The following is a 20130-nucleotide window of genomic DNA, read 5'->3' on the forward strand; positions in this document are numbered from 1 at the left end:
GATTTACATTTCTAGCTTCAAACTTTGTAAACTGAAATCTAAGCAATAAAAAAAAACCGCAACCCAGGTCTTCCAGTTGCGGTTTTTGGTATTTTCTTTTTATATGCAACATGCCATCTTACATTGATAACCCTAATATATAGGTTGTGTAAATTTCCCTTTTATGAATAACACTTCTTATTCATGACTTTTCAAATCCAATATTGAATGTAAACGATCCGGATAATTAGTAAACATCCCGTCGACTCCCCATGAAAGTAACTTTTTCATATCTTTTTCATTATCTACTGTAAATGGATGAACTTCTAATCCGTTTTTCTTTATTTTATTTACATAATCTGAATCAATATATTTGTAATTCATACCAAGACCTATGCAGTACGTTTTATACTTTTCTATCTCTAATTCTGTTAATTGAACTGCTTTTTTATAAGGTAATAATTGTACTAAAGATATATTACTATTTAAGCTATGAATCTTTTGTAGACTTTCTTCACTAAACGATTGAATAATTATTTTATCCTGTATTTCGTAGTGATTAATAATTTCTAATAATTTTTCTTCCATTCCTGGATATTCATTAGGTGATTTTGTTTCAATATAATAGTTCGCATTTTGCCCAAACGTTTCAACAATTTCTGTTAATGTCGGGACTTTAGCATTTTCAAATTCTTTCTTTGCTAAGTTCGGATATTTTTCGTTGAAAAAAGAATCTGCATTTAGTTGCTTTATTTCTACTAATGTATGCTCTTTCACTAGCCCAGTACCATTTGTTGTACGATTTAAGGTTTCGTCATGCATTGCCACTAAATGCCCATCTTTTGTCATTTGGAGATCAATTTCTATATAATCTCCATTCATTTTTTGTCCTAATTTATATGCTGTTATTGTATGTTCAGGCGCATATGCAGAAGCACCTCTATGTGCGATATTTTTTATATGATTTGATTGATTAATAGCTTTAGTATACTTATGTTCATTTATTTTCTGAAAAACAAAGATACTTATTACTATAAAGGCACAAATTATTGTAACGAGATATATCTTTTTCATAACGATTTATAAGCTCCTATATAAAGACGATTTAACTTGAATGATTTACTCAATTAAATGTCGATTTTCCAATACAGTCATTTTGCCGATAGCTTGAAATCCCGATTTTTTATAAATATTGATTCCATCGGGTGAAGCTTGTAATACACAATACGTATTTTTAAATTTATGTGATTCTTGCAGCAGGAAATTGAACATAGCAGATCCGAACCCTTGTCCTCTCATTCCTTCTTTAGTTGCTATGTCATAAATACCAATACTATCTTTTGAACATATCAATGAACCAACAGTTACGACTTCACCTTCATATAACCCTAAAAATAATTTCATATTCTCACTGTTACATATATCAAGATTAGAAATTTGATTATAGAATGCTTGTACATGTATACCTTCTTCTGATGTGCCGAATAGATTAGCTAACGTTTCTCCAAATTTATTTATTTGTCCAGGTGAAGATGCTTGTTGAATAGTAAAACTTACTGGCATGTTTATTGTTGGGGAAATTGTTTTTAAGTCTGCTACCATCGCAATATTCTGTTCCACTTCTTTTAAACCGATTTTAATTAACTCACTTTTTATATCCCGCTCTTGCTCCTCATCCCATAACCAAACACTCATTGGAAAATTTCTTTGATAATAGTATTCTACCTCTTTATATAATTTCTCGATCCCTTCCGTTAAATTATTGTTTAGTAGAGTGATGATATTAAATGTATCGGCAGGTAATCCACAATCAACAGCAATATAATCTTTCGTTTTTTTTATACTCATTCCGGGCACAAATTGTGCAACATATGAAGTTTTAAATGCAAAGTTATCTAGTAGTAGTTGTTTATAATTCATCAATAGTTCTCCTTTTCATAAAAAGTAACACTCGAATTTTTCTATATTAAATATAACATATTAGAAATTTACCATTTTCTATAAAAAGTACCTCTTTAAATTGTGCTCTATAGTTTAAAATAATTAAAAATGATATAACGTTGTCGGAATGAAAAAAGTGGTATATAATAAATATTAACATTACTAGTAATTATTTTAGGTATTCCTAGAATAAAGGAGCGATACATATGAAAATTACTATTTATTTCGGAAGTCATGAAGATCAAGATGTTCGTACTATGGACTGTCATTTAGATGTAGAAGATACAGAAGAGATTGTTTCTGTATCATAATATAAATAGTTAGGGTAAACCCTATCCCTTACAGCGTTTAAGGCACCTTTTATAAGGTGTCTTTTTTGTTATATTTTCATCAAAAACCCTTTACTTTATAGCGTTTTAATAGTAAAATATAAATATACGAACAAACGTTCTTTTTATTTTAAACGTACATGAAGGGATGATTTTAACAATGGCTCCATTAAAGCGCAGAGGAAGAAAAAAGCAAGCACCTATTATTTCAAATACAGGCTTTATCGGCTCTGTCTTTATTGATACATTGGAGTTACAAAAGAAATCCTATTATTTCGCTCGTAAAAAACTTCAAATTGTTCATCACGTACTAGATGGTCTCTCTGGAGCAACAAGTGCTTTATTTAAAGAACATAACATTTCAGCATACATGTCATGTGTGTATTTACATAAACAAAAGAAAATTGGTTTTGTTCTTTCAACAAAACCATTTGAACAAAGTGATGGCGTTGCTTATTTTGTAAATTATTTAATCGAAAAGAATTTTTATGGCGGCCATGATGAAGATGTAGAATATCAAGAAGTATTTAATACAGGTTTTATCGGTGTAGTATTCGCTGATTTATCTAGTATAGATCGCTTTAATTTCGAGTTTGAAATGGGTATGCTAACGAAATTAATGAAAGATATGATTATTCCGGTTAAAGAACTCTTTTTACGCCATAATGTACCGGCTTACATCTCCACTTCTCACTTAGAAGAACAAAACAAATTAGGTTTCGTTCTCTCTGTAAAGCCATATGACGAACGCGCTGAAGCAGATTTATATTTTGAGGCATATTTAAAAGAACGCGGATTATTTATTGGTGATGAAGAAGATGATATTGATAAGATTGTCATTAGAAAAACCGCTGAATTACGATAGAAAAGCGCAGGATGCTGATCCTGCGCTTTTTATAATTTATGAAACTAATTTACCAAATAAACGGTATTAATTTTTTTGTTTTCTGTTTATAGACTGTAAATTGTTCTCCATACTTTTTCTGTAAGTAACCATCAGATTTTGGAATATATTCAAAAACGAATACAAAGAACAGGCCTAGAGGTATAAATAAACTATAAATATTGCTAGCGATAAATGCTAAACCTAACACCCAAAGGCAATCCCCCAGATAATTAATATGAATCGCATATTTAAATAAACCACATGTATATAGCTTACCTTGATTTACAGGATTGTCTTTAAAGGATTTTCTAAGTAGCTCTGAAACTGTGTTTAACATACTTCCTCCTAAAAACAATATCCAACCTATTGTAAGTAATATTAAATTAGGATCCTGATTACTAGTAATCATTAAGATTGGAAAACCTAAATAATAAATTCCAAAAGCAATACTGTTCATAATGGCTTCTTGCCATGAAATCCCTCTAGGCAACCATATAAACATCATAGCCGTTAATCGTAAAGCGGTGATAATCAAAGCTATAAACAGCCCTATTGAAATGCCTGGTTTGAAATAAGTAATGAAAAGTAAGTAATACGCAATGATTAGATAGATAATCTCAGTAACTAAAATTAATATTTTTTCTTTTATTGTTGGCCGGTTTATACCATACATTGTGATACGCTCCTTCCTTTATTCATTTTATAGGAAAATAAACTTCTATGATATTATTCTCCTCCTGTGTGCTATAAGGATTCGTTTTATAAACTTCAAACGGAGCTCCATTCAGTTTATAGTTATTTTCTTCAATCCAAACGTGTAGCTTTGTATGAATAAAAGGTAATTCTTCGTAAGAACCAATAAGCGTAGCCATTGCGCAAAGACCGGGATTAAACACTTTTGTTTTATTTGTGGCTTCTGCAAGGGGAATCGCAATTTCCACATCATAATTTTCAGGTACATATTCTGAACTATGGAAAATAGCAAGTGGTTTTGCAATAGGTAATAAATTTTCAAATGAAATTTTACTAAACAACTCATTAAAGTGTGTTAGGAAATCAACGGTATTAATTTGTTTTCGCTGAGATGATATATTATAGGTTAAGTGATTTACAAGATTAATCTCAATATGATTTAAGTAACCTATGATACTTTCCTCTTCATCTAATTGTTGAATATCACGCTTTAATTTTTTTAATAAAGAAGAATAATATGTTATCTGCTGTGTTAGATCTTCTTGTTTGGTTTTCATTTTAGAGTTAAGCAATTCAGTTTTCTCCCGATTTTCTAAAATATCCTTAATTTCTTCCAGCGAAAATAAATAAGTTTTTAATCGTGTAATCAATAAAGCTATTTCTAATTGGAAAATATCATAGTAGCGATATCCATTCTTAGGGTCTATGAAAGCTGGTTTTAAAAGCCCAATTTCATCATAATAGCGCAGCGTCTTCATTGTAAGATGAGATATTTTTGAAAACTCTCCAATTGAAAGCATAACACTCACCTCCTGTAATTAATTATTTTAAATATACTGCTTCCTGTAAGGGGAAGGTCAATCAACAAAGTTAAATTTTCTTATTGTATTTAGAACGATATTCATCCCCCTCAACCTACAATTTTAAAGTAGTCTCCAAAACGAATATGTAATCTTTTCAAAATTGTTCATGGGAAATCAGCCGATTTTTTCATTTTATAGTATTTGCATTTCTTATCTTGAAAAATGTAGCAGTATCCATTATATAAATAATCTAAGATCTACTAAGCGCTATAATCTTTCGAATGAACTTCTAATATGAAACAATTCGATGAAACTTTAATTACTATTAAATATAAGATTCCCCCTACAATTGTAATCATGTAGGCTGGAATATAATTTAATAATAGACCGGATAGCGCCATTGCTATAGGAAGCATCATTTTACTTATACTTAATCCAATGCTGAGAACCCTCCCTCTATATTCATCAGGAATCTCTTTTTGCATGAAATAAGCTATAGGTATATCAATAAGCACTATAATTAGTCCTAAAAAGAACATAACAACACAATAGGTAATAACGTATACAAAATCATTTACCTCAAAACTTTTGAATAAAACTGGAATTCCTGAAATAATCATAAAAACCGCCAACATAAAGCTTAACTTTTTCAAAAGATAAGCGTAAGAAAAACGATCGGTTATCTTTTTTACTAAAATCGCACCAATTATCATGCCTACTGGAAAAGTCCCTTGAATCATACCAAATTGTTTAGAACCAAGATCGAGAACTGTATTAATAATGTATGGCAATGGAACAGTTACAGCAAACCCTAAGAAGAAATTAAGTGAAATTAAAATACTGAACGTATTTTTTAAGCTTTTCCGCTCCATTAAGTAAGAGTATCCCTCCTTTATATCTTCAATAAAATTAATTTTTCTAATTGAACATTCCTCATTTATGTTTTGCTCAAACAATTTAAAGTTAATAAATAATATGGAAATAGCCGAAAGGATAAATGAAATACCGTTTATAATTATAAAAATTTTAATATCAAAGACTGCAAAAACAATACCACCTAACATAGGACCTAGAATTAAAGATATAGAATCGATAATTTTACTTATAGAGTTAATACTCATTAGCCTCTCTTTGGAGACGATATTTGGTTTTGCAGCTTCTAATCCTATTCCAAAAAATGTTGTAAATATCGTTATAAGAAAGGTAGTAGCATAAATGGTGAATAAGTCTAATCCATAATTACTGCTAAATATATAAACAGTAATTAATAAGCTTCCACTTAGTAAATCCATACAAATGACCAATTTCTTTTTATCAACTTTATCTGCAATTACACCAGCAAATGGATTCATAACAATCATCGGAATAGTTCCTAAAATAAGCGTAATGGCAAAATTTAATGCTGATCCGGTTATATGTAAAACATATAATCCTAATGCAAAACTATAAATAGAGCTACCAAATATTGATACTGTTTTCCCGAATGAATAGAGACACATATTTCTTAGTTCTTGGTTTCTTTTTTTATTTTCTATATGTAATCGGAAACTTCCCATCACTTTTCCCCCTACCTAACTTTGTGTTACGTACATTGTAAGTTCTTGGGTCAACCCAATAGCAATATGTACTATTTGAAAAGTTTTAAGGGGAAATAAATAAAAGATGGGGTTAACCCCATCTTTTTCCGAAAAATGAATATGTATAAATTTCTTCTCCTTGAACAAAGAAATCCTCGTACCTTCCCCCTCGTATCAAATAATTTGAAGTACTTTCATCAATAGATTGAAACTGTAAATTTTCGATTTCTTTTGTTACTTTTGCAGATGTAAAATTCTCTCTGAGTCTAGGTGCAATTTGGCTATTTATGCTGAATTTATTAAATAAAATAAATGAACTTAATAAATAACAATTGTGTTTAAAAAGGGAATTTAATTCACACAATAAGAACTCCTCATATTCAAAACTATAATTACTTGTACCTGATTGATCAATTACAATATCAACAGAATTATTCTGAATAGGTATGTTTAGAAAGTCGGCACAGATAAATACAATATTTCTTTTCACATTTCTTCTCTCAATTACATCTTTTAAAAGTAAAAGTTTATTCAAATCTCGATCAACAGCAATATATAAACACTCTTCCGGTAGTTCTTCATAAATATTTCGTAAAAAGAACCCAATACCAGACCCTAAATCAAGTAGTATTTTTTCATTTAAATCTAATTGCATTAGTTTCTTTTTCGCCCATTCCCCTCCTCTTTGAACATTTTCCAAAAAAGCAGTATCAGTTTCATGAATATAATCCGAAATAGAATCTTCAAGTGATTTCTTTTCATACGCTTTCACTGAGTTGCCAGCTGTTAAAACCCCTGAAATAATCGTGTATTCTTCACCACAATTACAAGTTAACTTTCCCTCAATAATTTGATTCTTATTAATAATGCCATCTTCAAGAATTAAATTTCCGTTACACTTAACACATTTAAATAAATGAAGTACTTTTAAATCTATCCCTAAAATTGAACTCGAAATTTCAGTTTCTATAGATAAATTATTTAACGTTTTCTTTAATTTATCTTTTCGTTCCTTTAAGGTTTTTATCTCTTGTTCAATCTTTTCATATTTTACTTTAAATAAAGATTGATAAAAAATATCCTTTTCATAGTCTAAGGATTTCCCTAAATTTTTATAAAGAAACAGTTCTTTAATTTCATTCAAGCTAAACCCTATCCATTTGTACTCTAATATAAGTTCTATATCCTTTTGACAATACTCGTCAAAAAAATAGTGACTTCCTTTTTTCTCAGGAATAACGAGTCCGAGATCCATATAATGTCTAATCGTATCTACACTTACATTATTTACTTCTGCAAACTTACTGATTTTCATCCTAATCACTACCATTTATATATTTGTTTATACATACTTCTTTATTATTTTAAAAAATCCTTTCATCTCCCTATATAAAATTGTTTATATTATGAAAAAGATGTAATTAATTTTAGAGTTCCGCCACATATCCATCAAGCTAAGCTTATTTAAGTTTAGCTACTCTTTTTAATCTTGAATTTTAAAAAAGAGTAGCAGGTAGTACGGTTATGTCTATATATCTAAAAAACTTAAAATTAAACTATGAGTTCATGGATAAATTAAAAACTGCGGCGTAAGTACTACAGTTTCTTCCTTCTTCATTGAGTTGAAATATGTAAAGTTACGTACTTTAACTGTAGCGGACTTGTACTACGCGTTCATATTAATTTTATAGACGTTTAAGGATTTTGTTTTATGGTAAGTATTTTTGCTGTGAAATCAGGATTGTAAATATAGATGAACGTGATTCAAATCAAAAAAAGGTACTCCTAGAAGTACCTTTTTTACTATTCTACATGTGCGAACGCTTTCGAAATTATTGGATATAAATTGATGTACGCATTGTATTAAATGGTGCATTTATAGATGTCTTTTGGTACTCAAAAGTTCCTTGTTGGTGTCCAGAAGCATCCCATTTATAATACCAGCCAACGATTGGTCTTCCGCCAATTATAGTGGAATCAATACTTTTTACATTAGAACCATTCATTTTAGCAAATGGGTTTTGGCCATAGCCCATTTCTTTCGTTGTAATATATAAGTATTTTCCCCCGTGGTTACGCGATGTGCTGAAGCTGTTCTGATTAATTGTTTCTACCCCGCCTAGCTCAGACTCTACTTGTACGACGTTTAGTGAAGTAAGTGGTGCTGCTGGTCCAGCTGAAGCTTCTGTTGCCATTCCTAATCCGACGAACGCTGTGATTGCTAACGATGAAATCCCTAGTGCTGCTTTTTTAAACATAAAAAACATCCCCTTCCATCTATTGTTTTCTCTTTCATTTTCAATATAATCCTAATAACCTTATATGTAAATAGATTGTAGCTGTATAAATATTAGTGCGAATATTCTATTATATATTTCTGCAATTTATTATTTTCATTATTAACTAGCGTATACCGAATTTAAACCATATGAACCATTGTCGCTATTTTTTTGGTTCATAAACAGATGCCTATATTTCTTGTTACTGTATAATAATGTTACATCAAACTGATGTCAGCACACATAGAAACAATAAAAGAGAGCATATTTTAAAAGATTTATTAAAACAAGCTCTCTTTTTATTAATTTGAATGAATCTTTCAGTAAAAAAGTACATTGATTTGTATCCTTTATGTAACAGAAATAATCGTTTTAAAAATCTTGTTTTTATGCTTTTTCCTATTATTCTTAAAGATAATTTATTGAATATTTTTATTGTATTCTAATTGATTTTGAATTCCTGATCTATCAATTTGAATCCAATACTCTGAAATTTTCCCGTTTTCTATTCTATACACTGCACTTGCTATTTGAATTATAGGGAGACCTGTAGGTTCATACCCATCTATTTCTCCTATGTGTGTACCTACTTGTTTCCAGCGTACATATACTTTACTATCTTGTACTAATAATTCTTGAATTTCTAAAGAGAAATTCCCATATACTTCAACCATCTCTCTTACATGCTCAGCGTAATCTTTTGGCGATCTATATACTGTTTGTTCCTCTTCAGATATAACTTGATGTGCCAATACTTTATCTGCCATATATCGATTTGAAAAATCCGGATTACTCCCTGAACGCACTTCTTTAAAGAAATTTCTGATAATTATTTCTGGTTTCATTAAACATCCCCCTTAAAAATAAATCCAATACTAATAACCCCTGAATGTATCGGATAAGTGTTATATTTTCATTCTCACTCTTTCTCAATAAGTATGTCAAGTTTGAAGTGTTGACATTAAAAATTGTAAATTTGCATAGGGTTAGCTGAGCAATGGTTTAAAAATGCAATATTACTAAGTTCGATGGAGATATGTCGAGATCCCATTTTGTTTTAATTAAATAAAAAACCCGTGAATAATTCACGGGTTTTACTTTAATAACTAATTGCTATTGTACCTTCACCTGCATGAACCGCAAATGAAATTGGTAATGGATATAATTTGAAATCCATTTCAGGGAATGCTTGTCTAATATCTGCAATCCATTCTTCGGCTCCATCTTTATCATTAGCATGGAACATATGAAGTACTTTTGGTAATTCTTTTTCAAGTTCATTTTTAATATATTCTCGACATTTTTGGATTTTACGAACTTTCTTTTCAAGTAAAAGCTCTCCACCTTTTACTTCTAATATTAAGTTAACACTTAATAAACTTCCAAGTAAAAATTGAATGCCCTTTACACGACCACTTGCATAAAGGCCTTTTAAACTTTTCGGGAATACGTGGAAAGGTCTTCTTTTTTCATCTACTAATGTTTTGTGTATATCTTGTAAAGTCATACCATCATTGTATAACGATTTCGCTTTTCTAATTAGTTCATCCATTGGATAACTTGTTGTTTCACTGTCTAATACCGTTAATGGAAAACCTGCCATTTCTGCAGCTAGCTTCATATTTTGATAGGTTCCACTTACTTTTCCGCTAATAGCAACTGCAAATCCTTCTTCATATTCTTCTTTGCATTTCGTAAATAACTCTACCATTTCCCCAATATTAGGTTGTGAAGTAGTGACTGTTTTACCTTCGTTTAACGCATTATAAACACGTTCACGTACACCTTCTTCACAATCTTTGTACGACATTCCATCAATAATAACTTCGATTGGGATAACAAAGTTATCTCCTTCTGTTTTTAAATTCGCAGTTGTACTATCAGTAATCCAAGCAACACGCTTCATGTTGTTCCTCCCTTAATTCAATTCCTCTTTTCTAATTTTTCTATATATTTATGTTATAAAAAGAGAATATCCCTGTAATAGTAACAGGACTTTATTGTTTTGGCTATAGTAGATGTATATTAAATGTGACTATTTCTTGTCTATTTCACAAATAAAAAAGAAAATCAAGGAATTTGCTCGATTTTCTTCTTATCATATACTATTTAAAAGTTTCATTATCTAAAATTACAACATAATCATTCGTTAATCTTCCAGCTTCTTTTGTATAACTAACAAGCCTTTGTATATTATCACAGCAAATTTTTGCTCCCCATACGAGTAACGGTACGCCAATAAAATCGATATGGAACCTTCTAGAAAACAGACCACCAAAAGTCATTGGTAAAGGTACAGTTGGTGATGTATTAGAAAAAATAATTTTTTCATGACTTTGATAATGTTTTTGCAAGATTTCTCCTAAATGCTTCATCGCAGGTACAACAACTTTTGATGCGCCACATCCAATCGTATATACAGGATGACCATGTTCATCAATTCCATGAAAAATAATTTTTCCCATATCTTCTGTTTTCAATTTATTAAAGTAATCTACATTCAAAATTTCTTCTTTCGTTAACTTACGATCCGTTGGTAATTTATTTAAATGATACGCTGCAGCAAGTGAAGTTGTATGAGTACCGCCGAAGTCTGTGTAAATGTATATCATATTATCATCCCTTGTTGTAAAAGTTCAATGTTAATTAGTATTACCGTTCTTAGCAATGTTAAACAAGGGATGAATGTATTTACGCTTTTTGTGTTAATTCATTATATTTTTTCCAAATATAATAACGTCTACTAATCACGGTGCCTAATGTAATACATAAAAAGGCGTTTGTTACAACCATTAATGTCTGGTGTGTACTACCAGAAAACATACTTTGTTTAATTATAATTTTTGCTCCTAAAATAATAAGAAGGATTATTGTACTTACCCAATTTCCTTTTCGTAGTACATGACCTGTTTCACTATCTACTCGAAATGTTAAAGCTCTTCCTCGTATAATTCCAAGACCTAAGCCGATTCCAAGCATTACAACAAACAGTAGTCCTTGCAGCAAAGTTATTTGTCCCATATGAATAATGGACTGGATTGTTACAAAGCACAACAAAGCCGGAATGAGACAAATACGGTTTATTTTCACTTTTCGTTCTTTACTTTGCATCAAAACAATAATAAGAACAACAAGTAAAATATCCATTTAGAATCCTCCTATAAACTTGTTTATCTTTAAAAATTATATTCTCCTCTTTTCATTCCATACTTGAAATACGATAGCTACTTTCAAGTGTAAGATGGAAAATGTGATTTCTCATCAGCCTTAAGCATTATTTATAAAAATAAAAAGACGTACTTTTTACTCGTACGCCTTTAATAACTCGTTTAAACTCCTATTTATCAACTAATTCCACACCTTTAGAATTAGTTTTACCCAACACTCGAATGTTAAATTTATTAATGGCTTTTAAAAAGATATTATAAATAGAATATCCAATAATAGAACCTATAACATTACAGATCACATCATCAATATCAGTAATACGTCCCACTCCACTAAATAAAGACTGAATTAATTGTAGCAATTCAATACTAACTGATATAGTAAATCCCAATAAAATAGTATTTTTGAACTTTTTATATTTATCCCATAAAATTGGTGCTAAAAATCCTAAAGGCATTAATAATAAAATATTCCCGCCTACATTTCTTACAATTAGACCAATCATAAATAGGGCATCCCCATCATAAGCACTACCAATTTGATTGATGTCTTTAATAATTGATGCAAATGGAATTATATTGACCGAGCGATTCAGATTTTCAATATTAGAAGGAAAACCGATTGGTAAAGGGAATAAAGTTACTGCAACAACCATACAAATGTAGACCACGAATAAAAAACTTATTATTTCTTTCCACCAAATCATATGTTTTTTATTTTTTGTACCAATTAATATTCCACGTACAATTAAATAACAAATAACCCCTAAAATAATAAACAAACTACCGTTGATCATATACAAATTGTTAACACATCCTTTCATATGAATTAATAATTTAAATTTACAATTATATAGTAATGTTTTTTAATTTAAAAATCCATATAAACATATGTAATTGTGCAGAATTACAAAAACCCCTTATTTAATAAATAAAGGGTTCCTCGTTAACTAAAATATTTTTCAGAACAGAAACAATCATAAACCCGTTTAAATTATTTTCGTATCTCTTCTTTTATATCCATATAATTAAAAAGTTCTTTCTATTTCTGTCATTAATTTTTCAGGTCCTGCCCCTTTATTCGATGGAATAACTAAAGTGATTCCTAATTCTGGATATATGGCCGAGCGAAAACTGACGCCTGGATCATATCCCATTACATGATATTTGAATACCTTGTTTTCTCGTGTTTCAATCCATATTCCATATCCGTAAGACTGTTTATCATTTACATGAATGTGGGGAGTTAAAAGTAACTTTGTATATTCCTTTCCTAAAATTTCATTATTAAATAGTGCCGCCCAAAATTTCAACATGTCTGGTGCAGTAACATATGCACCTCCATCAGCCCCTCCTTTTATTGGTATAGAGTAAGCGTTTGTTCTCCAATTTTGGTTGGTTTCGTCCTTTATATATCCTAGAGCTGTATGTCTTGGTAATTTATCTAACGAAAAATAGCCAGAATCATTCATGCCAATCGAATTAAAAATGTTTGTTTCTATATACTCCGTAAATTTAAGTCCCGTCTGTTCTTCTATTATTAATCCAAGTATGATAAAACCTGCGTTGTTGTAGTGAAACTTACTCCCAGGTGTAAACATCATATTACTGTTTTGGAATAATGGTAAAAAGTCTTTTAAGCTCTTTAATAGATACATAGGTGTTTGTTTCCAAAGATCCTCGAAGTTATCCATAATACTTTCATCAAAATAATCTGGTATACCAGAGCTATGCGTTAGTAGTTGATGTATTGTAATATCTTCATCGAAGTTTGGAAGTTTTATCTCTAGACAATCCTTTAATTTTGTATGAAAAGAAATAACACCTTTTTCAACAAGTTGACAGATGCCAATTGCAGTGAAAATTTTACATCCTGAAGCAATGCCAAATCTTGTTTGTATCGTATTGTTTATACATTCACTTTGGTTTGCGTAACCCATTGCTTTTTCATAGATTAAGTCTTTTTCTTTTTTTACTAAAACTACCCCAGAGAAATCTATTTTCTTTTGTATTTCTTTTACAATTTTATTAATTTCATCTTTTGTTTTTATCACGACAACCACCCTTGTCTTTCGGTATTGTTCTTTACCCTTATTAATTTTTCCATATAAAGGGGAAAGAACCCTTTTATTAAATACGATAAATTGTTAATGAGAACACAAAGTTCATTTCGAATGTATGCCGCTATTTGTGGGCAGTAGGACCCCCATCTCAAAATTCAGCGAAAGCAAAGAAGTTAAGTGGGGACCCTGCTGCCCGTAAAAGCCCGATTGGTGAGGGCTGATAATCAGTGGGGGATGCCCCCCTGATTAAAGTTTCACTTTATTGATTCAGTAGAATACAACTTAGATTGTGATGGGAATAAAGTAAACACACACAAGACGATAGTAATAAATAACATGATCAATGAACCTACAATAACTACAAGTTGTATAGAAATGAACTGAGTCGCAACACCAGATAATATTGTAATAAAGATTGTTACTAACGCAATAACAAGTCCATATATACTTCCGATCCGTCCCATTATATGAACGGGAACGTTATTTTGGTAAAACGTATAAAAGCCTGTATTTGCATATGCCATAGAGAAAGATAAAATAAAGAATCCAATAGCAGCTATTAAAAATATATTTGAAAAAGCATAAATTAAATAACCAATTGCGATGAATAATGATCCTATTCCAATTAGAAATGAAGGTGCTAATTTCTTTGACAAAATTGTATTTGTTATGGCACCTAAAATAAATCCTGCACCAGCTATACTAACTAGAAAACCATATTCACTATCTGTTAGTAGTAATACCTCTTTCGCAAACGATAGTTCAAGTGAATCAGTAGCAGTTGCTAATACGAACATACTTTGAAATAAGAAATACACACATACGACATACACATGTTTTCTACTAAAATTTATAACAGTGTTCCAATCTTTTTTTAATACTGTAAGAGATAATGTATTACTTGTTGTATCCGAAGCTTCTTTCTTATCAAGATTAGGTAAAAGTAATGTAATTAATCCTGATAAGAGAAATGCTATAGCATTCATATATATAGCAAACTCTGGTGTACCTGCAATTAATAATCCCCCCGCTACTGCTGGTCCAATTAATGATGCACCAGATCCTATTAAAGTACGTAATGAGTTGAAACGTTGTCTTTGCTCTACTGGAATTAATTTCGTCATATACGTCATAGCAGTTGGCTCATAAATTGCACTGGCCATACTTATAAAGAATACGAATACATAAACAATCCAAAGTGACGGAAGTAAAGGTAAAATAGCGATAAATAACGCACGATATATATCGAGGTGAATCATTAATTTCCGTTTATTTAAACGATCAATCATACTCCCAGACCAAGCGTTTGTAAATAAAGTGGCTAATGGTTTTATTACATATAAAGTAGCGACAGCTAAGGCTGAGCCACCCATATGATAGACAAGTACATTCAGTGCTATTAAGTAAATCCATGCCCCTAAATTCGCAATACCAACTCCGGACAATAGTAATAAAGGATATTTCCAATCTTTAAGTAAATTTTTCATTTTTGGCCCCCGCTTTCAAAATTGTTTTACAACAATAAAAAAATCCCACCCCCAAGACTTTTAATCTTAGGGACGAGATTTATCATCGCGGTGCCACCCTAGTTTGTTAATATGTCACCATACTAACCTTATCAGGTACTGCATTCTAATTCATGCTTATACCATAGCTCTATAACGGGAGCTCCCGTCACACCATCCCCTAATAATAAGTTCCGATATGCTGCTCAGAGGCTTGGTTCAATAAAGAATTTTTACTCCTTTTCAGCTACATGGAGCTCTCTGTGAAAAATTCATTTTATTTACTCTTCTCTTCACTGCATTTATTTTTTCCATATTATCACATATGCATTTAACTGTAAATAAACAATAATCAGATATTTAACAACGTGTCACTTTTAGTTCTTTTATTTATTATTTTTTCTAAAAATTACGGTGCGTGAAATTACTCGCAACTCTAACGAAAGAGCTATTTGCATATAGCTCCTTCCAAATGCCTGGATTAATTCGTATTCGCCTCTGTTAACGGTTGTAACGGCGGTTCTAATTCTAGTTCTAGTGTATCTCCTTCTTGTAAATCTTGTCCTTTTTCAATACTTTGACTCGTTACATAACCCGTACCAGAAGTTTTCAAATCTAATTTCAAAAGTTTAGAGAAATACATAACATCACGCATGGACCACCCTTTTACATTTGGCATTTGTGCGTTATTCCCTAATAAAAATATACGATCACCTTCACTCATTACCTCGCCAGACTGTGGATATTGTTTTATTATTTTTCCTTCTCCTAAAATTATCGGTTGGAGTTTCTCTTTTTTTACATTATTCTCTACCGTATCCATCGATTGATTTACATAATTTTGTACTTTTAATTGAGATTGTTTTGCTGCATCAGCTATTTGTTTTTCTGTATACGGTTTCACCTTTAAATATTCAAGGCTGTTTTTTATAACAGGTTTAAATATTTCAGCAAGAGGCTGAGCTCCATACTCATCTCCTTTTAACTTTGGCTGCTTAATAGCTAAGTATACGATTAACTCCGGATCATCAATTGGAGCCATTCCTAAAAAGGAGAAAATGTAATTCTCTTTCCCTTCCATATATCGGCCGTTTTCAGGATTCGGGATTTGTGCTGTTCCTGTCTTACCTCCAATTGGATAACCATCTACTTTATACATTGTACCAGTTCCTTTTGAAGATGTTATAACACGCTCCATTAAGCTTCTAACCTTGTCCGCTGTTTCTTTTTTTATCGGATTCCCAATTTCTTTCGGTTGATTTTCCATAATAACTTCTTTGTTTGTTGGATTTACAACTTTATCAACGATATATGGTTGCATCATTTTCCCGTCATTTGCTATAGCAGTAGCCGCTTGGATTAATTGAATCGGAGTTACTGTAGAACCTTGACCGAAAGAAGTTGTAACCTGTTGAATTTGTGTATTTAATAATAAAGTATTTTTCCTTTCTCCAGGTAAATCTATCCCTGTTTTTTGATTGAATCCAAATTTATTCATATATTGCTTAAATTTATTTGGTTTCAGTAACTGATCTTCTAAAATAGAAAAAGCTACGTTTGATGACCTTTCAAATCCTTCATCAAATGTAATTGATCCCCATCCAAATCCACCATTATGGTCTTTTATATCAGATGAACCAACGGAATATTTTCCAGATTGAAAATATTCTTTTCCGTTATATACACCTTCATTAATGGCAGCTGCTAATGTAAAAACTTTCATTGTTGAACCTGGTTCATATGCATTTGCAATCGGGTCATTTAAAAAGTATTCGATATCACCTACATTAGGATTGTAACTAGGTTTACTAGACATCGCTAAAACCTTTCCTGTTTTTGGATCAGCAATAATGCCAATTAACATAGAAGGATCATAATGTTCTTGCGCTTTGTTCATCGCTTCTTCTAAAAAACTATTAATTTGTTTATCAAGCGTTAAATATACGTTATTCCCATTTTTAGCTGGTTCTACTTTACCTATATCATTTGTAAGCGGAATTCCCCTTCGTGTACCCACATATTCTATATTTCCGTTTGTAGAGCGCAAATATTTATCCAAACTCTTTTCAAGCCCAAACTTCCCTTCCGTATTCCCTTTATCATCTGGTCTAGCAAAACCAAGTATATAGGATGCAAAGTCTTCATTCGGATACACTCTTGCTTTTTCTGACATAAAAGATACACCTGGTATTTTTAAATCATTAATTTTTTCCTTCTTTTCCCTAGATAAGTTCCGACCAATTTTCCCAATTTCAACTTGCGTACGCCCTTCATGAAAGTTTTTTAATACTTCTTCTTTATCAATTTCAAGCGCATCGGCTAATTGTTGTGCGGTTTCATCTTTATTTTTCACTTTATCTTTTCCTTTTAAATTCACAACAACTCGATACGTTGTAGAATCTTGTACTAACACCTTTCCGGTTTGATCATAGATAGTGCCACGATTCGCTTCTAAAACACCTTTTTTATTATGTTGTTCATTCGCGAGATCCTTTACATTCACATTATGCACGACTCCTACTGCCTGAATATAGAATATACGCAAAATCATAATAAGAAACAAAACAATAAAAGCAATCATCATATATCGAGCGCCTTTATTCGTTTGGAGTTTTTGCATACTTATCTCCTCTCTTTTGGAATGGATTCGTACGAAGATCCGTTTTAAAATTTGTAGTTTTTGTTTACGATACTATATGTTTCGAAGTTTTCTTTTTAATTCCTTTAAAACAATGCAAAACTAACTGTTGTTATTTTGTGTTATTATTTTATATATTTAAAATACGGTGCGTGAAATTTCAGAATATTAATTAGTACAACTTGATTACAGAGCACTCTAAACTCTTTTCGTATTTCCTATAAAAAAATTCCCCTCTGGATGTCCAAAGGGGAACTTTTTATAGGAAAATTATGCGATATGGTTATATTTCGCTAAGAAAGGAATTCGTCTCGCTACTAATGCATACATTTTGAATACAAGTTTCGCTATTGGTTCAAACATACGTGTACTTTGCATTACTAAAGCACTCGTAATAAGTGTTAAGAATGCTGCACCAAGTATATCTAAAGGATAATGAACACCTACGTACATACGTGATATACCGACTAGTACTGCCCATAATAGCGCGATATATTTCAGTTTTTCTCCTCTAAGAATAAATACGAAGGCGATTGAAAATACAAGTACAGAATGATCACTAACGAATGATGAATCTGCTGCATGTGGTACTAATTGATGTACATCATGTGATACGAACGGACGCGGATGGTAATATACCGCGTGTATAAGAACATTTACTAATAATGCAATAATAACCGAAAGCGTCGTATATAAAACTGTATATTGTTTTCTAATTGCCTTTTCTTTCTTTCCATTATTAAACCATAAGATAAACATAAATAGAACGGCTACGTATGCAGCGCTATTTGTAATAGCAATCATTAACGTATCTAATAGTTTGGATGAATCAGCAAAATTATTAAACCACTGAAATACTGTGTAATTCATTAAACTCTCTCCTTACATACAAGTGTTCTTGATTTACACAGTATACAATACCATTATGAAAATAGGCTTAAACTTTTTTCATCTAATTCTCATTTTACTATTACTCATGTGACAATTATTAAACAAATTTTATACGCTATTTATGTATAAAGCCGGTAAGCCTTTATAATAAGGCGGTTCGTATTTTTTTCATGTTTGAAATACATAACATATTCATTTAAATATACTAATTGCAAAATCATATTTTTTAATTCATTTGAAGTACAATATTTCCGAATTGTTCCCCATGTTCCATACGGCTTAGTGCTCGAATTGCTTCTTCTAACGAGTAAACCTTATCAATAATTGGTTTAATTTGATATTTTTCAATAAACTTTATCATCTCATTAAATTCCTCACGGCTACCCATGGATGTTCCCATAATATCAATTTGATTATAAAATAATGCGCGTAATGGTAATTCAATTTTATCTCCTGAGCTTGCACCAAAATTCACGATTCTTCCATTTGGCTTTAATACATCAAAATATTTCAAGAAAGTTGCCGGGCCTATACTATCTATTATTAAATCTACTTTTTCACCTTGTAAGCTCTCTTCCCAATTTCCGGTACTATTAAAAGAAATATCTGCACCATATTTTTCAGCAAGTTCCCTTTTATTCTCTACCCTTGAAGTAACACTCACTTTTGCGCCGATTGCTTTCACGAATAACATGGCAAATGTAGCTACACCACCGCCTATTCCCGGAATTAAAACATGTTCACCGCACTTCAATCTACCCTTTGTAAAAAGTGCTCTATATGCTGTTAATGCGGATAAAGATAAAACACCTGATTCTTCCCAAGTAAGATATGCCGGCTTTTCTACTACATTTTCAGCCGGTACAATTACATATTCAGCAAACGTTCCATCTTTCGGTCCACCTAGCACTTCCGGTAACTCCGGTACTTCAGTAGCATGTTCCCATCCAATACTAGGATTAATAATAACTTCTGTATGTAGTGTAATATTTGAAACTCCTTCTCCTATTTCTGTAACAATTCCTGAGCCATCTGACCCTATTACTAATGGTAGATCCATTTCTTTTCTATTGTTTATAATAAATAAATCCCTATGATTTAACCCTGCAGCTTTTAACTTTATTTTTACTTCACCTGCATTAGGACTTATCTCAGGTGAAAATTTATATTCTAACCCCTCTAATCCTTTTTCATATTGATGTACAATAGCTTTCATTACTTAATTCCCCCTTAATATTTCCAATGTACTAGAAATATCAAAATAAATAAAATAGTTTGCCTCCAATAATTAGAAATTATATATTTTGTCATGAAAAAAACAAAAAATCCTCTCCCTATAAAAAGTATAGGAAGAGGTTTCAAAACTAGTTAGATAAGAA

18 protein-coding genes and 1 other annotated feature are annotated in these 20130 nt (G+C 31.1%); of the genes, 1 reads left to right on the forward strand and 17 read right to left on the reverse strand.

Annotation, left to right across the window (positions count from 1 at the left end):
- Positions 1–177: 177 nt before the first annotated feature.
- Complete coding sequence (locus BM089_RS20555) at positions 178–1053, reverse strand: glycerophosphodiester phosphodiesterase (RefSeq protein WP_090977921.1); 876 nt, start codon at positions 1051–1053, stop codon at positions 178–180.
- A 45-nt stretch (positions 1054–1098) separates the two neighbouring features.
- A complete protein-coding gene (locus BM089_RS20560) occupies positions 1099–1899 on the reverse strand; it encodes a GNAT family N-acetyltransferase (RefSeq protein ID WP_139213302.1) in 801 nt (266 codons plus the stop codon).
- Positions 1900–2409: 510 nt separating this feature from the next.
- Between BM089_RS20560 and BM089_RS20570 the strand changes: the two genes are divergently transcribed.
- A complete protein-coding gene (locus BM089_RS20570) occupies positions 2410–3114 on the forward strand; it encodes a hypothetical protein (protein ID WP_000035355.1) in 705 nt (234 codons plus the stop codon).
- A 49-nt stretch (positions 3115–3163) separates the two neighbouring features.
- On the opposite strand, the gene BM089_RS20575 is transcribed toward BM089_RS20570, so the two are convergent.
- The 15 genes from BM089_RS20575 to BM089_RS20645 form a co-directional block, all read right to left on the reverse strand.
- The gene (locus tag BM089_RS20575; protein ID WP_090977925.1) at positions 3164–3808 is read right to left on the reverse strand and encodes a methyltransferase family protein; all 645 of its coding nucleotides are present in this window, start codon (positions 3806–3808) and stop codon (positions 3164–3166) included.
- A 22-nt stretch (positions 3809–3830) separates the two neighbouring features.
- Positions 3831–4628 (reverse strand): MerR family transcriptional regulator, encoded by a 798-nt coding sequence (locus tag BM089_RS20580; protein ID WP_090977926.1) that lies wholly within the window; start codon positions 4626–4628, stop codon positions 3831–3833.
- 263 nt (positions 4629–4891) lie between these two features.
- Positions 4892–6187: an MFS transporter gene (locus tag BM089_RS20585; protein WP_090977928.1), complete on the reverse strand. Its 1296-nt coding sequence runs from the start codon at positions 6185–6187 to the stop codon at positions 4892–4894.
- Between the two features lie 112 nt (positions 6188–6299).
- Positions 6300–7523 carry a MerR family transcriptional regulator gene (locus tag BM089_RS20590; protein WP_090977930.1) on the reverse strand — a complete coding sequence of 408 codons (1224 nt, stop codon included), beginning with the start codon at positions 7521–7523 and terminating at the stop codon, positions 6300–6302.
- A gap of 517 nt (positions 7524–8040) precedes the next feature.
- Positions 8041–8466 carry a DUF4879 domain-containing protein gene (locus BM089_RS20595; RefSeq protein WP_000472916.1) on the reverse strand — a complete coding sequence of 142 codons (426 nt, stop codon included), beginning with the start codon at positions 8464–8466 and terminating at the stop codon, positions 8041–8043.
- A gap of 440 nt (positions 8467–8906) precedes the next feature.
- Entirely contained in the window at positions 8907–9332 is a 426-nt protein-coding gene (locus BM089_RS20600) for an ester cyclase (RefSeq protein WP_053564321.1), read from the reverse strand.
- A gap of 254 nt (positions 9333–9586) precedes the next feature.
- Complete coding sequence (locus tag BM089_RS20605; protein WP_000831926.1) at positions 9587–10393, reverse strand: DegV family protein; 807 nt, start codon at positions 10391–10393, stop codon at positions 9587–9589.
- Between the two features lie 199 nt (positions 10394–10592).
- Complete coding sequence (locus tag BM089_RS20610) at positions 10593–11099, reverse strand: DUF3189 family protein (protein ID WP_000639421.1); 507 nt, start codon at positions 11097–11099, stop codon at positions 10593–10595.
- A gap of 79 nt (positions 11100–11178) precedes the next feature.
- Entirely contained in the window at positions 11179–11634 is a 456-nt protein-coding gene (locus BM089_RS20615; protein WP_090977932.1) for a CcdC protein domain-containing protein, read from the reverse strand.
- A 190-nt stretch (positions 11635–11824) separates the two neighbouring features.
- A complete protein-coding gene (locus BM089_RS20620; protein WP_061660852.1) occupies positions 11825–12457 on the reverse strand; it encodes a VanZ family protein in 633 nt (210 codons plus the stop codon).
- Positions 12458–12682: 225 nt separating this feature from the next.
- Positions 12683–13708, reverse strand: coding sequence for a serine hydrolase domain-containing protein (locus BM089_RS20625; RefSeq protein WP_139213303.1), 1026 nt, complete (start codon positions 13706–13708; stop codon positions 12683–12685).
- Positions 13709–13971: 263 nt separating this feature from the next.
- A complete protein-coding gene (locus BM089_RS20630) occupies positions 13972–15204 on the reverse strand; it encodes an MFS transporter (RefSeq protein ID WP_090977934.1) in 1233 nt (410 codons plus the stop codon).
- A 65-nt stretch (positions 15205–15269) separates the two neighbouring features.
- Positions 15270–15528: a binding site (T-box leader), on the reverse strand.
- A gap of 175 nt (positions 15529–15703) precedes the next feature.
- Positions 15704–17842: a penicillin-binding protein gene (locus BM089_RS20635; RefSeq protein WP_090977936.1), complete on the reverse strand. Its 2139-nt coding sequence runs from the start codon at positions 17840–17842 to the stop codon at positions 15704–15706.
- A gap of 288 nt (positions 17843–18130) precedes the next feature.
- Positions 18131–18730, reverse strand: coding sequence for an undecaprenyl-diphosphatase (locus BM089_RS20640; protein WP_001110124.1), 600 nt, complete (start codon positions 18728–18730; stop codon positions 18131–18133).
- A 247-nt stretch (positions 18731–18977) separates the two neighbouring features.
- Entirely contained in the window at positions 18978–19967 is a 990-nt protein-coding gene (locus BM089_RS20645) for a zinc-binding dehydrogenase (protein ID WP_090977938.1), read from the reverse strand.
- Positions 19968–20130 lie beyond the last annotated feature (163 nt).

It is taken from the genome of Bacillus sp. 5mfcol3.1 (assembly GCF_900114335.1).
Lineage (GTDB): Bacteria > Bacillota > Bacilli > Bacillales > Bacillaceae_G > Bacillus_A > Bacillus_A thuringiensis_S.

What these genes read in the sequence shown, in the direction of transcription:
- BM089_RS20640 (WP_001110124.1), bottom strand. Translation starts at nt 18,730, where the DNA reads ATGAATTACACAGTATTTCAGTGGTTTAATAATTTTGCTGATTCATCC.
- BM089_RS20600 (WP_053564321.1), bottom strand. Translation starts at nt 9,332, where the DNA reads ATGAAACCAGAAATAATTATCAGAAATTTCTTTAAAGAAGTGCGTTCA.
- BM089_RS20590 (WP_090977930.1), bottom strand. Translation starts at nt 7,523, where the DNA reads ATGAAAATCAGTAAGTTTGCAGAAGTAAATAATGTAAGTGTAGATACG.
- BM089_RS20615 (WP_090977932.1), bottom strand. Translation starts at nt 11,634, where the DNA reads ATGGATATTTTACTTGTTGTTCTTATTATTGTTTTGATGCAAAGTAAA.
- BM089_RS20560 (WP_139213302.1), bottom strand. Translation starts at nt 1,899, where the DNA reads ATGAATTATAAACAACTACTACTAGATAACTTTGCATTTAAAACTTCA.
- BM089_RS20555 (WP_090977921.1), bottom strand. Translation starts at nt 1,053, where the DNA reads ATGAAAAAGATATATCTCGTTACAATAATTTGTGCCTTTATAGTAATA.
- BM089_RS20585 (WP_090977928.1), bottom strand. Translation starts at nt 6,187, where the DNA reads ATGGGAAGTTTCCGATTACATATAGAAAATAAAAAAAGAAACCAAGAA.
- BM089_RS20580 (WP_090977926.1), bottom strand. Translation starts at nt 4,628, where the DNA reads ATGCTTTCAATTGGAGAGTTTTCAAAAATATCTCATCTTACAATGAAG.
- BM089_RS20635 (WP_090977936.1), bottom strand. Translation starts at nt 17,842, where the DNA reads ATGCAAAAACTCCAAACGAATAAAGGCGCTCGATATATGATGATTGCT.
- BM089_RS20605 (WP_000831926.1), bottom strand. Translation starts at nt 10,393, where the DNA reads ATGAAGCGTGTTGCTTGGATTACTGATAGTACAACTGCGAATTTAAAA.
- BM089_RS20630 (WP_090977934.1), bottom strand. Translation starts at nt 15,204, where the DNA reads ATGAAAAATTTACTTAAAGATTGGAAATATCCTTTATTACTATTGTCC.
- BM089_RS20570 (WP_000035355.1), top strand. Translation starts at nt 2,410, where the DNA reads ATGGCTCCATTAAAGCGCAGAGGAAGAAAAAAGCAAGCACCTATTATT.
- BM089_RS20610 (WP_000639421.1), bottom strand. Translation starts at nt 11,099, where the DNA reads ATGATATACATTTACACAGACTTCGGCGGTACTCATACAACTTCACTT.
- BM089_RS20595 (WP_000472916.1), bottom strand. Translation starts at nt 8,466, where the DNA reads ATGTTTAAAAAAGCAGCACTAGGGATTTCATCGTTAGCAATCACAGCG.
- BM089_RS20575 (WP_090977925.1), bottom strand. Translation starts at nt 3,808, where the DNA reads ATGTATGGTATAAACCGGCCAACAATAAAAGAAAAAATATTAATTTTA.
- BM089_RS20645 (WP_090977938.1), bottom strand. Translation starts at nt 19,967, where the DNA reads ATGAAAGCTATTGTACATCAATATGAAAAAGGATTAGAGGGGTTAGAA.